General features: G+C 66.8%; 12 protein-coding genes. 8 read left to right on the forward strand and 4 right to left on the reverse strand.

Annotated elements, in window-relative coordinates; all coding sequences use genetic code 11:
* Positions 1-136 precede the first annotated feature (136 nt).
* Together MKCMC460_RS02935 and MKCMC460_RS02940 are read left to right on the forward strand one after the other, a co-directional pair.
* Positions 137-1,009, forward strand: a complete 873-nt coding sequence (locus tag MKCMC460_RS02935) for a rhomboid family intramembrane serine protease (RefSeq protein WP_236979881.1) — start codon at positions 137-139, stop codon at positions 1,007-1,009.
* Positions 1,006-1,473, forward strand: a complete 468-nt coding sequence (locus MKCMC460_RS02940; RefSeq protein WP_236979883.1) for an SRPBCC family protein — start codon at positions 1,006-1,008, stop codon at positions 1,471-1,473. Before MKCMC460_RS02935 ends, MKCMC460_RS02940 begins: the two co-directional genes overlap by 4 nt.
* Before the next feature lies 1 nt (position 1,474).
* Here the strand turns inward: MKCMC460_RS02940 and MKCMC460_RS02945 are convergent, their stop codons facing one another.
* The 4 genes from MKCMC460_RS02945 to MKCMC460_RS02960 are packed head-to-tail and all read right to left on the reverse strand — an operon-like array spanning position 1,475 to position 6,201.
* Positions 1,475-2,239 (reverse strand): SDR family NAD(P)-dependent oxidoreductase, encoded by a 765-nt coding sequence (locus MKCMC460_RS02945; protein WP_236979885.1) that lies wholly within the window; start codon positions 2,237-2,239, stop codon positions 1,475-1,477.
* Between the two features lies 1 nt (position 2,240).
* Positions 2,241-3,839 carry an AMP-binding protein gene (locus tag MKCMC460_RS02950; RefSeq protein WP_236979886.1) on the reverse strand — a complete coding sequence of 533 codons (1,599 nt, stop codon included), beginning with the start codon at positions 3,837-3,839 and terminating at the stop codon, positions 2,241-2,243.
* Complete coding sequence (locus MKCMC460_RS02955) at positions 3,832-4,584, reverse strand: GntR family transcriptional regulator (RefSeq protein ID WP_236979888.1); 753 nt, start codon at positions 4,582-4,584, stop codon at positions 3,832-3,834. Before MKCMC460_RS02955 ends, MKCMC460_RS02950 begins: the two co-directional genes overlap by 8 nt.
* A gap of 12 nt (positions 4,585-4,596) precedes the next feature.
* Positions 4,597-6,201, reverse strand: a complete 1,605-nt coding sequence (locus MKCMC460_RS02960) for an SMP-30/gluconolactonase/LRE family protein (protein WP_370653063.1) — start codon at positions 6,199-6,201, stop codon at positions 4,597-4,599.
* Between the two features lie 137 nt (positions 6,202-6,338).
* Between MKCMC460_RS02960 and MKCMC460_RS02965 the strand changes: the two genes are divergently transcribed.
* Genes MKCMC460_RS02965 through MKCMC460_RS02990 form a run of 6 tightly spaced genes read left to right on the forward strand, consistent with a single transcriptional unit; the run spans position 6,339 to position 13,756 of the window.
* Entirely contained in the window at positions 6,339-7,265 is a 927-nt protein-coding gene (locus MKCMC460_RS02965) for an SDR family NAD(P)-dependent oxidoreductase (RefSeq protein WP_236979890.1), read from the forward strand.
* Between the two features lie 19 nt (positions 7,266-7,284).
* Positions 7,285-8,646 carry an SRPBCC family protein gene (locus tag MKCMC460_RS02970; RefSeq protein WP_236979892.1) on the forward strand — a complete coding sequence of 454 codons (1,362 nt, stop codon included), beginning with the start codon at positions 7,285-7,287 and terminating at the stop codon, positions 8,644-8,646.
* Positions 8,643-9,821, forward strand: a complete 1,179-nt coding sequence (locus MKCMC460_RS02975; RefSeq protein ID WP_236979894.1) for an LLM class flavin-dependent oxidoreductase — start codon at positions 8,643-8,645, stop codon at positions 9,819-9,821. Before MKCMC460_RS02970 ends, MKCMC460_RS02975 begins: the two co-directional genes overlap by 4 nt.
* Positions 9,818-11,659, forward strand: coding sequence for an NAD(P)/FAD-dependent oxidoreductase (locus MKCMC460_RS02980; RefSeq protein WP_236979896.1), 1,842 nt, complete (start codon positions 9,818-9,820; stop codon positions 11,657-11,659). Before MKCMC460_RS02975 ends, MKCMC460_RS02980 begins: the two co-directional genes overlap by 4 nt.
* Positions 11,659-12,594: an SDR family NAD(P)-dependent oxidoreductase gene (locus tag MKCMC460_RS02985; RefSeq protein WP_236979904.1), complete on the forward strand. Its 936-nt coding sequence runs from the start codon at positions 11,659-11,661 to the stop codon at positions 12,592-12,594. Before MKCMC460_RS02980 ends, MKCMC460_RS02985 begins: the two co-directional genes overlap by 1 nt.
* Positions 12,587-13,756, forward strand: coding sequence for a CaiB/BaiF CoA-transferase family protein (locus MKCMC460_RS02990; protein WP_255731134.1), 1,170 nt, complete (start codon positions 12,587-12,589; stop codon positions 13,754-13,756). Before MKCMC460_RS02985 ends, MKCMC460_RS02990 begins: the two co-directional genes overlap by 8 nt.
* The last annotated feature ends 57 nt before the right edge of the window (positions 13,757-13,813 follow it).

Below are 13,813 nucleotides of genomic sequence, written 5' to 3' on the forward strand. Positions count from 1 at the left end.
GGAATAGCCACGCGAGCGGGTCGCCGCGGGTAAGAGCGCGGGGTACAGCTACCGGAGCATCCGGCGAAACGTGCCCGGCGTCGGCCGTCCGCACCCATTCGCGCGGGCGCGGTGGATGGCGGCAAGAATGGGTGCGATGAGTGGCGCAATCCCACCGCAGCTGCCCGCCGATGCACCAACGTGTTACCGGCACCCGGACCGCCAGACGTACCTCCGGTGCACCCGCTGTGATCGTCCGATCTGCGGCGATTGCATGCGCAGCGCCGCGGTGGGTCACCAGTGCGTGGACTGCGTGCAGCAGGGCGCGGCCACCGTCCGGGATCCGCGAACCCGCTTCGGTGGCCGGGACCGGGCCGGCGCGCCGGTGGTCACCTATGTGCTGATCGCACTCAACGTGCTGGCGTTCATGGCCGAGTCCGCGTCGATAGAGGTACAGCGCCAACTGAGCCTCTGGCCGCCGGGCGTCGCGGTCTACGGGCAGCTGTACCGCCTGGTGACGTCGGCGTTCATGCATTACGGCCCGGCGCATCTGCTGCTCAATATGTGGGCGCTGTACGTCGTGGGGCCGCCGCTGGAGATGTGGCTGGGCCGGCTGCGGTTCAGCGCACTGTATGCGCTGAGCGGGCTGGGCGGCTCGGTGCTGGTCTATCTGATCTCGCCGCTGAACTCCGCGACCGCGGGGGCGTCGGGCGCATTGTTCGGCCTGTTCGCGGCAACGTTCGTGGTCGCCAAGCGGCTCACTCTGGACGTCCGCTGGGTGGTCGCCGTCATCGTCATCAACCTCGCCTTCACTTTCGTCGTACCGCTGATCAGCTCGCAGCAGATCAGCTGGCAGGGACACCTGGGCGGGTTGGTGACCGGCGGGTTGATCGCCGCCGCCTACGTGTACGCGCCGCGGCACCGACGAGACCTGATTCAGGCTTCAGTGACCGTCTTCGCCCTGGCGGTGTTCGCGGTCTTGATCTGGTGGCGCACCGGGGAACTGTTCACCCAACTCACGGGGGCATGACTGTGGGCTGGTGGACCGCCCACTTCGAGCGGACGCTGACCGAACAGGTGCCCGCCCCGCCCGACCAGGTCCGCGACTACTACGTCGATCTGGACAACATCCGGCTGGTACATCCGCTGATCGTGTCGGTGGAGTTGCTGGACCGCAGTGAAACGCCCGACGGCTACCGGGTCGGCTATCGGGTGGTGGACCGGATTCCGCTGGGGCCGATCACGACGAAGGTCACCTACCGGGCGCGGTTGCACGTTCCGGTCGAAGGCGACGTGCACACCGAGGCCGACCAGTCACCCGGGGTGCGCCTGCGCGGCACGGTGAGCTTCACGCCGATCGACGGCGGCACCCGCATCACCGAACGAATCCGGTTCGCCGCGCCGCGGCCGTTGGCCGCGTTCACCGTTCGCCAGGGGGTCAAGGCGCACGCCAGGATGCTCTACGGGATTCGGCGCCATTTCGAATTGCGTTGAGCTACTGAAGGTTCCACTCCGAGTTCAGCGCCCGATCGGACAGGTACTTCGTCGAACTCCAACCGCCGTCGACCACGATCGTCTGGCCGTTGATGAATTCGCCGCCGGGTGAGCACAGGAAAGCCACCGTGCCGGCGACGTCGTCCACCGTGCCCAACCGCTGATGCGGCGTCATCTCGACGTTGATTCGCCGGAACCGCTCGTCCTGCAGGCGATGCTCGGTCATGGCGGTCTGCACCACCCCGGGAGCTACTGCGTTGCAACGTATTCCCTGCGCACCGTATTGGCAGGCGATGTGGGTGGTCATCGCCGTCAGCCCGCCCTTGGCTGCCGAGTAGGCACCGCCGCGCATGCCGCCCACGACGGCGAACGTCGAGGTGATGTTGACGATGCCAGAACCCGGCCGCAAGTGCGGTAACACCTCACGCACCAGACGGAACGGCGCTCGCAGCATTAAACCCAGGAAATGATCCAGGGATTCGTCGTCGGTCTCGTGCAACGGCTTGGGACTGCCGATGCCTGCGGCGTTGATCAGGAAATCGATTCGGCCCCAACGTTTTAGCGCATCATCGACGATCTGGTGTGGGGCATCGTCGTCGACGAGGTCGACGGCCAGGGTGGCGACTCGGTCGTTCGACCGGGCCAGCTCGGCGAGCTTGTCTTCGTCGCGTCCGGTCGCCAGCACCGCCATGCCCGAATCGGCAAGCTTTGTCACGCAGCCGGATCCGATGCCGCCCGTCGCGCCGGTCACGATAGCTACCTGCATATCACCGCTCCGCTTCCATCAGCGCCGCTTTGATCTGATGCTTGAGTATCTTTCCGGCGTCGTTCTTCGGTAGGTCGTCCCAGATGACGACCTGCTCGGGCGCTTTGAAGCGCGCAACGCCCGCCGCCTCCAGAAAGGTACGCAGGTCGGTGACGTCGGGTCCGGCGCTGCTCGCGGCCACCACCACCGCGCACGCCCGTTCCCCGGTGCGCTCGTCCGGCAGTCCGACGACGGCTATCTCGGCGATCCCCGGATGGGTGACCAGGACGTCCTCGACTTCCTTGGGCGAGATGTTCTCGCCGTTGCGGATGATGATGTCCTTGGCGCGGCCGGTGACCACCAGGTACTCGTCGTCGACCCAGCGCCCCAGGTCGCCGGTGCGGAAGTAGCCGTCGGCGTCGAACGAGTTGTCGTCGTCCTCGGGATGCAGGTAGCCGACCAGCATCTGTGGCCCGCGCAGTCGGATCTCGCCGTCGACGAGCCGGATGTCGGCGATACCGGCCCGGCCGTCGGTGTCGGCCGCGCGGTCCCGATCATCGGGTGATCCGACCGTGGTCACCGGCACTTCGGTTGATCCGTACACCCGTGTCACGGTGGTCGACTCGAAATATGTTGCCGCCCGGCGTATCAGCTGAGGTGAAACGGATGCGCCGCCACAGATGAACACTTTCAGGTCGGGCAGGTTGGTGCCGGCCCGCTGCGCGGCGGCCAGCAGTTGCTCCAGGAAGGGGGTCGCGCCGGCCATATGCGTGCAGCGCTCGGTCCGTATGATCCGCACCGCTTCGTCGGCGTTCCAGCGGTCCATCAGCACCGCGGTGGTGCCGAGCAGCAGCGGCCCCTCGAACGCGTAGATGGAACCGCCGATATGTGCGATCGGCGAGGCCACCAGGAACACGTCGCCCGGCTCGACGAACCAGTGGTCGCGAATCTGGCACATCAACGCGTGAATCGAATTCTGGCTGTGCAGTACCCCTTTGGGCCGGCCGGTGGTTCCCGAGGTGTAGAGGATCATGCGGACGTCGTCGGGCTGCAGGCCGGGCAGCGGCACACTGCCAGACCGCGGCGAGGTCAACGACGCATACCCGAGTTGGCCGTCAAGGCAATCCCCGCGCACCACGACGACATCCGGTGGCGTCGTCAATTCGGCTACAACCCGATGCAGCATCGCGGCGTAGTCGTGGCGGCCGAAGGCCGACGGGATGAACAGCACGCGGCTGTCGGCGTCTTCGAGGATGAACCGCAGCTCGCGCTCGCGCAGCGAGGGCAGGATCGGGTTGGCCACCATCCCGGCCAGGGTGCTGGCCAGGTAGATCACCGCGGCTTCGTGCCAGTTGGGCAGCATGAACGACACCACGCTGCCGGCCGGGATGCGCTCCAGCAGCGCGTCCGCCAAAGCGGTGGCCTGTAGACGCAATTCGGCACAGGTCAGCCGATGATCGGCATCGACCAAGGCGACCCGGCGGGGCGTGTCCTGGGCGGCCGCGCGCAGCGCATCCGCCAAAGTTCCTCTGGCCCAATGTCCTTGGGTATACGCCTGCGACGCCCGCTCGTCGTCCCAGCGGAGCAGACGTCCGCCGACCAGCCTCCGGCCCTCAGCCACGTACCCGTCGCATCGTCATCGAATGCCGGAACCGCGATGCGGGATGGGTGTTGATGGTGACCTGGGCCACCTGGTCGTCGGAGGTGCGGTAGGTGCGCTGCACCTGCAGCGCAGGCGTGCCGGGCGCCACGTCGAGGCCGTCGGCCAGTTCCGCCGCCAGCAGCACCGCGACGATCTCCTGCTGCACCTCGACGATGCTGAGCCCGAACAAGTCCTCGATCAACGGGAAGATCGGCCCCTCGTGGCGTTGTAGCAGCCGGCCGACGGCCGCGAACGCGCGGTTGATGTAGTACTCGGTGCGGCACAGCGGCGGCTCACCGTCATCGGACTGTCGAAACCCGCGCACGGTCAGCCATTGCTCCCCTACGGCCAGCCCCGAGCGTGCCGCCGAGTCGTCGTCGATGGTGACCATCGCGACCGACTCGATCACGAACCGGGTCCCGGTGGCGAACTCCAGCAGGTCGTTGATCGACATGACATGCTGCACATAGGAATCCGACGACGGTCGCGGAACCACCAACGTTCCGGTCCGGGGCCGCGACGACACCAGGTTGTCGTCGCGCAGCCGCCGCAACGCCTCCCGAATCGTGTAGCGGCTCACCTCGAATCGCTCGCACAGCTCATGCTCGGTCGGCAGCTGCGACCCGACCGGATAGACGCCGTCGACGATTTCCTTACGCAGCGTGCGGGCCACCTGCAGATAGCGGTGGTCGACCACCTTGGCTTCCGACGGCGGGGGAGACAACGTTGCGGCCCTTCAGGATTCGCGGCGCAAGGCCAGCAGGCTGCCGTCGCCGTCGGCCGACACGTACAGCGTGCCGTCCGATCCGGCGGCGATTCCGGCGAACGGTCCTTGCGGCCCGGAGAACGGCGGCATGCCGCGCAATGGTTTGGGTGAGATGCCCGGTGGGGCACCGAGCGGCAGGTCCCCGGCGATGGTGGTCCGGACGCCGCTGTCCAGGTCGAAGGCAACGATTTCCTTTGCGCCGGTGTCGACTACGTAGAGCTCGCGGCCCAGCACCAATATCCCTTGCGGTCGCTGCAGCCCGTCGAACGCCACCGTGCCGTCGAGGCTGCGGACCCGGCCGGACTCCGAAACCAGGCACCTTCCGTCGCGGTCGACCGCGACGCCGACCGGATCAGCGAGGCCGGACGCCAACACCTCGACCTGCCCGCCGTGGACTCCCAACACGCGGCCGGCGCCGAGCTCCGCGACATAAGCCGCGCCGTCCGAAGCTACCGCGACCCCGTAGAGCTGGTCGAAACCCGTTGCCAAGATCTGACTTTCGTTGTCGGCGGGCCGGTATCGGGCAACCTCGCCGTTGGAGGTGGTGACGACGAACTCGCCGGGGCCGGTCGCGGTCAGGCCACGCAGGAACCCCGGGTAGCCAGGGCTGAACAGCATTCCGACCGTGCGCAGCGTGCCGTCGGGCTGCAGCGTGTAGAAGAAAGTGCCGTCGGCGACGTAGAGGTTGCCGTCGGGGCCGACGGTCAGGTCCAGCGGCCAGTTCAGTCCGCCTTTGAGGACCGTGCGGTGCTCGCCGCCGACCAGGACTTCGGTGATCTCGCCGGTGAAGTTCGAAACGAACAAGCGGTCGCCCACGAATGTGCAGTTGTCCAGGCCCGGATTGAGATCGGCCAGCACGGCGCGATCGCCGGTGCGGGGATTGATACGCAGCACCTGACCGCTGTGCGCCTGGGTGGAGACGATGTAACCCTCGGCGTCGAACTTCACCGAGTCCGGGACGCCGAGGTCGCCGACGACGCGCTCGGCCGCACCGCCTTCGGGATCGATGCGCCAGATTTCGTTGGCGCCCATCACCGGGAAATACAGCAACCCGTCCGGGCCGACCTCCATGGCGTTGGGCATCGGCACGTTCTCCAGCAGGATGCGTGGCGTGCCGGCGCCGCGGTCGAGTTCCATCAGTCGCCCGCCCGCGCGGCACTCGCCGATGAAAAGCCTGCCCTGGTGGACCGTGATGCCGTTCGCCGACGGCAGGTCGTCGCGAATGACCCGGGTGCGGCCGGCCGCGTCGCGAACGCTGACCCGCCCGTCCATCACCTCGGTGGCGTAGAGGTTGCCGTCCGGGTCAAACGCGACGTCGTCGGGCGCGATGATGTCGCCGCCTTTGGCGCTGACGGTGTCGATCAGGCCGGTCTCGACGTCGAGCGCGCTGATCTGGCTCCCGGTCACCTGGGCGATGTAGATCCGGCCGTCCGGACCGGTGCGGATGCCGTTGGCGCCGAACAGGCGGCTCGGCTCGGTGAGCCGAGTCAGGGTCCAGCCTTCGGCCACGGCCGGCGTGTACGCGACGGGGTAGCGGCCCGGCTGACCGATGGAGTGCGACGATCCGGCTATCACCGGTTGGACGATAGCAATTGCGCTGTGGTCCAGACAATAGTGACGCCGAGATCCTCGGCCGGCCTTGACGCGCAGGCCAGTAGCAGAGAATCATGCTCTCTAATGCGTGCACATCGTTATCATGTCCGGACAAATAGGTGAGTCGAGATCCGTTGGGACTCGCCGGCCGGGTCGTCGTGGTCGCCGGCGCGGCGGGCGGCGGTATCGGCACCACCGTCACCAGGATGGTCGCCGAGGCCGGTGCGACGGTGATCGGGGTGAGCCGCGGCCAGGACAATCTGGACCGGCACCTGCGCCCCTTGGTGGACCAGGGGTTGCCGGTAGTGCCGGTGGCCGCCGATGTGTCCACCGACGACGGCGTCGAGGTGGCGATCGGGGCAGCGCGACGTGCCGAGGGCGAACTGCACGGCCTGGTCAACGTCGCCGGCGGCGCGGACCCGTCGACCTGGATGCCGTCGACGCGGGTGAACCGCAGCGACTGGCGGGATCTGTTCGCCCGCAACCTGGAGACGATGTTCTTCATGAGTCAGGCGGTGGCCGCCGAGCTCAAAAGTCGGCGGCGCCCCGGCTCCATCGTGTCGATCTCGTCGATCAGCGGGATGAACACCGCACCGTTCCATATCGCCTACGGCACGGCCAAGGCCGCGATCGTGGCGGTGACTCGCACCATGGCGGCCGAACTGGCCTGCGACGAAGACGGCGGCGGCGCCATCCGGGTGAACGCGGTCGCGCCCGGGGTCACCGAGACGCCGGCGTCGCGCACCTACACCGACGACGACCCAGAACGGGACCGCCGGGCTATCGCGATGGGCCGGCGGGGCCGCCCCGAGGAAGTCGCCGGCGCGATCCTGTTCCTGCTGTCGGATCTGTCCAGCTATATCACCGGGCAGACGCTGCTGGTCGACGGTGGCCTGAACCTCAAATGGGGACACCTGGGTGCCGACAACACCTCGCTGTTCCTCAAGGACGAGTCGTTCCGGGCGGCGATCAAACGGTGGGACCAGCGCGGTGAAGCCGGGCGCAGCGGGTCGCCACCAGGGGACAGTAGCGGGTCGCAACTATGAGACGAGAAGGGAGACAGCGATGAATGACGATCTGAGCGCCCCCGTCACGATCGGGGTCGACGCCTACATCTCCGAGGAGTATGCCCGCGCCGAACGGGACAAGCTGTGGCGCAAGGTATGGCAGCAGGTGGGCCGGGTCGAAGACCTGCCCAGGGTGGGCAGCTACCTGACCTACGACATTCTCGACGACTCGATCCTGGTGGTCCGCACCGGGACTGACAGTTTCAAGGCGCACCACAACGTGTGCGTACACCGCGGCCGCCGACTGGTAGACACCCCGGCGGGCGCGAAAAATGCTTGCGGGCACAAGAAGTCGTTCGTCTGCGGATTCCACGGCTGGACCTACGACCAGGACGGCAACTGCACCCACATCCCGGAACGACAAGACTGGCAGGGCGCGCTGACCCCGGAGAACACCCACCTGGGCAGGGTCAACGTCGACACCTGGGGCGGCTGGATTTGGATCAACATGGATCCCGCCGCCGAACCGCTGCGCGACTACCTCGAACCCGCGGCCACCATGCTTGACCCGTTCAATCTGGCCGACATGCGCTGCAAATGGCGAAAGTGGCTGCATTTCCAATGCAATTGGAAGGTGGCGATGGAGGCGTTCAACGAGACCTACCACGTCGCCACCACACATCCGCAGTTCAACAAGTTCGGCAACTTCCGCGGCTGGGCCGCAGCGCAGGGCAAGCACAGCAACATCGGATACGACGCGCCGAAGGATCTGGCTGAGACCAAGTCCAAGATCCGGCTGGGCACCGGTGCCGACCCGCGGGTGTCGACGGCCGAAATGCAGCTCTACACATTGGAAGAGACCAACGCGACCACCACCAAGACACTGGTGGACGCGGCGCTGCGGCTGGTCGAGGAGCTGCCCGAGGACGCACCGGCCGACCAGGTGCTCAGCCATTGGCTCGGCTCGGCACGCCGCGACGACGAGGCCCGTGGCGTGATCTGGCCGACCATCGACCCCGAACACCTGGCCGCCAGCGGCACCGCGTGGCAGATCTTCCCGAACTTCCAGATCGGCCAGGGCCTGACCACCGCCCTGTGCTACAGCGCCCGCCCGCACGGCTACAACCCCGACGAGTGCATCTTCGAGGCATCGTGTTACGAGCTTTACCCCAAAGGGGAAGAGCCGCAGACAGAATGGGTGTATGCCCCGCCGGACGATCCGAACTGGCGCAGTGTCCTCCCGCAGGACTTCTCCAACATGGCCGCCGTGCAGCAGGGCATGAAATCGCTGGGCTTCCGGGGCCCCAAACCCAATCCCTACATGGAACGCAGTACCGCCAACCTGCACCGCAACCTCGCCAAGTACATGGGGACCGGCGCCCCGCAGCATCTAGCAACAGAGACGGAGATACAACGATGAAGGTCAATCTTGGCTTCGGAGCCCACAATTCGCACGACTGGGACCGGGTGCTGGCCGAAGACTTCAGCCAGCCGCCGGCCACCCCGGACTGGGAATGCGTGCAGAGCACGCTGGCGATCGCCGATCTGGCCGAACCGCTCGGGTTCGACGGCATCTGGATGCCCGAGCACTGCGGAACCCCGTATGGCATGACGCCCAACCCGATTCAGGCGCTGAGCTACTTTGCCGGACGCACCGAGCGGGTCAGCCTGGGCACCTTCGTCGTGGTCGCACCATGGTGGCATCCGGTGCGCTTGGCGCATCAGATCGCCTACCTCGACATCATCTCCAACGGCCGCTACGACACCATCGGCATCGGCCGCGGCGTGTCCAAGGGGGAGTTCGACGCCGTCGGCGTCCCGCGGGAGGAGAGCCGGCAGCGGTTCAACGAAACCCTGGACATCCTCGAACTCGCCTTCTCGGGCAAGCGATTCTCCTATGACGGTGAGATTTTCAAGGTGCCGGAGATGTCGCTACGGCCCGAGCCGCGCAGCGGCGATCTGTTCTCCCGCATCTACAGTTCGTCGTCGACCGCGGAGTCGCTGGAGATCCTGTCGCGGCGCGGCATGGTCCCGCTGTTCGTGGGCAACAAGCCGATCGAGGACGCCGGCCGGGAAGTGCAGAAGGTCAACACCTTCCGTCAGGAAGAAGGCCTGCCGCCGTGTCAGCCGAAGAACGTGATGTTCATGTACTGCACCCCCGACGCCGATGGCGCGGCGAAGTCCGAGGAGTGGATCTACACGGCCAACCGCGACGTCACCGTTCACTACGGCTTCGCCGACGCGTCGAACTTCAAGGGCGTCAAGGGTTACGAGGCCTATGCCGCTCGGGAGGCCACTGCGACCGCGGTGTTGGCCTCTTCGGTAACCCATGACGCGAAGGGCGCGCCCAAGACGCCCGGCTACCATGCCTCCAACCTGCTGATCGGTACACCCGACGAGATCTTCACCCGAATCAAAGCAGCGCAAGAGGCATGCTCGTTCTCGGAGATGACGATCGTGCCGCAGTTCGGCACCATGCCCTACGACGAGGCGATGGACAGCACCCGGCTGTTCGCCCAGGAGGTGCTGCCGGCCGTGCACCAGATGGCGGCACCGCTGCACCCCGCGGCGCTCCCGGAGAACGCGATCGCATGACCGGGGTACCGGACTGCCCCCCGACCGAGGGGGCCGACGACATCGACGTGGACGCACTGCGGGAGAAGTACCGCCAGGAGCGCGAAAAGCGGCTGCGCCCAGAGGGTTCCAAACAGTACATCGAATTGGTCGACGACTTCGCCGGTTTCTACGAAATCGATCCGCACTCGCCGGACCTGGTCCGCGACCCGATCTCGGCCGACATTGACGTCGCCGTGCTCGGCGGCGGCTTCGGCGGCCTGCTTTGCGGGGCGCATCTGAAGAAGGCCGGCGTGGAGGACGTCCGGATCATCGAGCTCGGCGGCGACTTCGGCGGCGTGTGGTACTGGAACCGCTACCCGGGGTTGCAGTGCGACAACGAATCCTACTGCTATATCCCGCAACTGGAGGAGCTCAACTACATCCCCAGCAAGAAGTTCGCCGACGGCAGTGAGATCTACGAGCACTGCCGCAGAATCGGCAAGCACTACGGCCTCTACGATTCCGCGCTGTTCTCCACCCAGGTACGGGCACTGCGCTGGGACGAGGAGATCAAGCGCTGGCGGGTCAGCACCAACCGCGACGACGACATCAGGGCGCGCTTCGTAGTGGTCGCCTCCGGCCCGTTCCACCGGCCCAAGCTGCCGGGAATCCCGGGCCTGAAAGACTTCCAGGGTCACAGTTTTCACTCGTCGCGCTGGGACTACGGCTACACCGGCGGCGACGCTACCGGCGGACTGACCGGGCTGAGCGACAAGCGCGTCGCGGTGGTGGGCACCGGCGCGACCGCCATCCAGATCGTGCCGTTTCTGGGCGAATACGCCAAGCACCTGTACGTGTTCCAGCGCACACCGTCGTCGGTGGGCGCCCGCAACAACACACCGACCGACCCCGAGTGGGTGAAGACGCTCAAGCCCGGCTGGCAGAAGGAACGGCAACGCAACTTCCACGCCTGGACTTTCGAGGGAATGGCGCTGGGACAGCCGGACCTGGTTTGCGACTTCTGGACCGAACTGGGCCGCAACACCGCCGCCCGGGTGCTGGCCCTGGAGGATCCCGCGTCGATGACCCCGGAGCAGTTCATGGCCATCCGGGAGGAAGAAGACTACAAGGTGATGGAGCGGCTGCGCCGGCGCGTGGCCGAGATCGTCGAGGACCCCGAGACCGCCGAAGCGCTCAAGCCCTACTACCGGTTCCTGTGCAAGCGGCCGTGCACCAACGACGACTACCTGCCCACGTTCAACCGGCCCAACGTGACGCTGGTGGACGTGTCGGGCACCAAGGGTGTCGAGCGGGCGACGCCAAAAGGATTGGTGGCCAACGGTATCGAATACGAGGTCGACTGCATCATCTACGCCAGCGGTTTCGAGATCACCACCGAGATCAGCCGCCGGTATTCGCTGGAGGCGATCGACGGCCGCGACGGCCTGTCCCTCTTCGACTACTGGCGGGACGGCTACAAGACGTTGCACGGCATGACCAGTCGCGGCTTCCCCAACCAGTTCTTCACCGGGTTCACCCAGGTCGGCATCTCGGCGAACATCGCCGCCAACTACGAACTGCAGGGCGAGCACATCGCTTACATCATCGCCGAGGCGCTCAAACGCGGTGCGACGGTCGTGGAACCCAGTCAGGAGGCGCAGGACCAGTGGTGCAAGACGATCAAGGAGACGGCGATCGACAACTCGGCGTTTGACCTGGAGTGCACCCCGGGTTACTACAACAACGAAGGCGGTGGCACCGAGGGCATCCGGTCACACCTGGGCGAGCCGTACGGGCCCGGCTTCTATGCTTTCGGTGACCTGCTCGCCGAATGGCGCGCCACCGGAACGCTGGATGGCCTGATCCTGGAGTCGTGATGACCGAACTCAGATACGACGGTCGCGTCGCCGTGATCACCGGCGCCGGCCGCGGGCTGGGACGTGCCTATGCCCTGATGCTTGCTGCCCGTGGGGCCAAGGTGGTGGTCAACGACACCGGCGGCGCGTTGACCGGAGACGGCCACAATCTCGAGCCCGCACAACAGGTTGTCGACGAAATCTCGGCGGCCGGCGGTGTGGCGGTGGCGTCAACCGAATCGGTGACGACCGCAGCCGGCGGCCAGGCCATCATCGGTGCCGCGCTGGACAACTTCGGGCGCGTCGACATCCTCATTCATAACGCCGGCACCGTGCGACGCGGTTCGTTGAAGGAGATGAGCTACCAGGACTTCGACGCAGTCCTCGACGTCCACCTGCGTGGCGCGTTTCACGTGGTGCGGCCCGCGTTCCCGCTGATGTGCGAGAAAGGGTACGGACGCATCGTGTTGACGTCGTCGATCGGCGGGCTGTACGGCAATCATGAGGTCGCCAATTATGCGGCCGCCAAAGCCGGACTGGTGGGGCTGTCCAACGTGGTGGCGCTCGAGGGCGCCGCCGACGGGGTGCTGTGCAACGTGATCGTACCGTCGGCGGTGACCAGAATGGCTGACGGCATTGACATTTCGGCGTATCCGCCGATGGGAACCGACCTGGTGGCGCCGGTGGTGGGGCTGCTGGCGCACGAGTCCTGCCCGGTCAGCGGGGAGATGCTGATCGCCATCGCCGGTCGGGTGGCACGCGCGGTGATCGCCGAAAGCCCAGGGGTGCAACGCTTGTCGTGGACAATCGAGGACGTTGCCGAACAGCTGTACGCCATCCGCAACCTGGCCGCGCCACTCGTTTTCCCGGTCGTCCCGGACGGGCACGCCGACCATATCCGCTACAGCTTCGAGTCGGCGGCGTGGGCGATGCGGGAAGCGGCGCACAGTGGCTGACTCCGGCTTCGGCCCGCTGGCGGGCGTGCGCGTCGTCGACCTCACCGCGATGGTGATGGGTCCCTACTGCACCCAGATCATGGCCGACATGGGCGCCGACGTCATCAAAATCGAGCCGCCGCAAGGCGATGACACCCGGTACGTCTCGGTCGGGCCGGCCCGCGGAATGAGTGGGGTGTTCGTCAACGTCAACCGCGGCAAGCGCGGCATCACCCTCGATCTGAAGTCCGACGCCGGCCAGACCGCCCTGCGTGCGCTCATCGAGCGCGCCGACGTGTTCATCCACTCCATGCGCGCCAAGGCGATCGCCCGGCTCGGACTCGCCTACGCCGACGTCGCCGCCATCAACCCGGGCATCGTGTACACGAATTGCTACGGCTACAGCCGTCGCGGCCCCAACCGGGATCTGCCCGCCTACGACGACACCATTCAGGCCGCCTGCGGCGTACCCGCCGTGCAGCAGCAGCTGACCGGTGAGGCTAATTTCGCCGGGACGATCCTGGCCGACAAAGTGGCCGGCCTCACCGCCCTGTATGCGACCACGATGGCGTTGTTCCACCGGGAGCGCACGGGTGAGGGGCAAGAAGTCGAGATCGGCATGTTCGAGGCGATGGCGTCGTTCATGCTGGTCGAACACGCCAACGGCGCCGTCTTCGATCCGCCGCTGAGCCCGGCGGTCTACCCGCGCGCGGTGGCGCCCAACCGCCGGCCCTACCGCACCAGCGACGGTTACATCGCGGCGCTGGTCTACAACGACAAGCATTGGGCCGCCTTCGTCGACGCGGTGCGACCGGCGTGGGCCAGTGACCGGTACGCGACCCTGGAAGGGCGTGCCGCGCAGATCGACACCGTGTACGCACTGCTGGGCGAGACGTTCGCACAGCGCACCACCCAGGAATGGCTGGATCTGCTGCGCGAGTTGGAGATACCCGCGTCGGCGCTGTCGAGTCCGGCCGAGCTGCTCGACGACCCGCAACTCGACGCCGTCGGATTCTTCGAGACGGTGGACACACCGAACGGCCCGGTACGGTTCCCCGGTGTGCCGACCTGGTTTTCGCGCACGCCCGGGCGGGTCGCGGGTCCGGCTCCGGAGCTGGGCGCCGACACCGCGGAGGTGCTCGAGCAACTCGGGCTGGCGCCGGTCGATCAGCTACGGGAGTGAACGCGCGCCCGGATGGGCGCGGCGACGATCGTGGTGACCGGCACGACGACGGGAAAG

Source organism: Mycobacterium sp. 20KCMC460 (assembly GCF_022179425.1).
Taxonomy (GTDB): Bacteria; Actinomycetota; Actinomycetes; order Mycobacteriales; family Mycobacteriaceae; genus Mycobacterium; species Mycobacterium kiyosense.

Excerpts from the sequence above, each read along its gene's own strand:
- MKCMC460_RS02945 (WP_236979885.1), bottom strand. The coding sequence starts at position 2,239 with ATGCAGGTAGCTATCGTGACCGGCGCGACGGGCGGCATCGGATCCGGC.
- MKCMC460_RS02975 (WP_236979894.1), top strand. The coding sequence starts at position 8,643 with ATGAAGGTCAATCTTGGCTTCGGAGCCCACAATTCGCACGACTGGGAC.
- MKCMC460_RS02980 (WP_236979896.1), top strand. The coding sequence starts at position 9,818 with ATGACCGGGGTACCGGACTGCCCCCCGACCGAGGGGGCCGACGACATC.
- MKCMC460_RS02940 (WP_236979883.1), top strand. The coding sequence starts at position 1,006 with ATGACTGTGGGCTGGTGGACCGCCCACTTCGAGCGGACGCTGACCGAA.
- MKCMC460_RS02935 (WP_236979881.1), top strand. The coding sequence starts at position 137 with ATGAGTGGCGCAATCCCACCGCAGCTGCCCGCCGATGCACCAACGTGT.
- MKCMC460_RS02985 (WP_236979904.1), top strand. The coding sequence starts at position 11,659 with ATGACCGAACTCAGATACGACGGTCGCGTCGCCGTGATCACCGGCGCC.
- MKCMC460_RS02970 (WP_236979892.1), top strand. The coding sequence starts at position 7,285 with ATGAATGACGATCTGAGCGCCCCCGTCACGATCGGGGTCGACGCCTAC.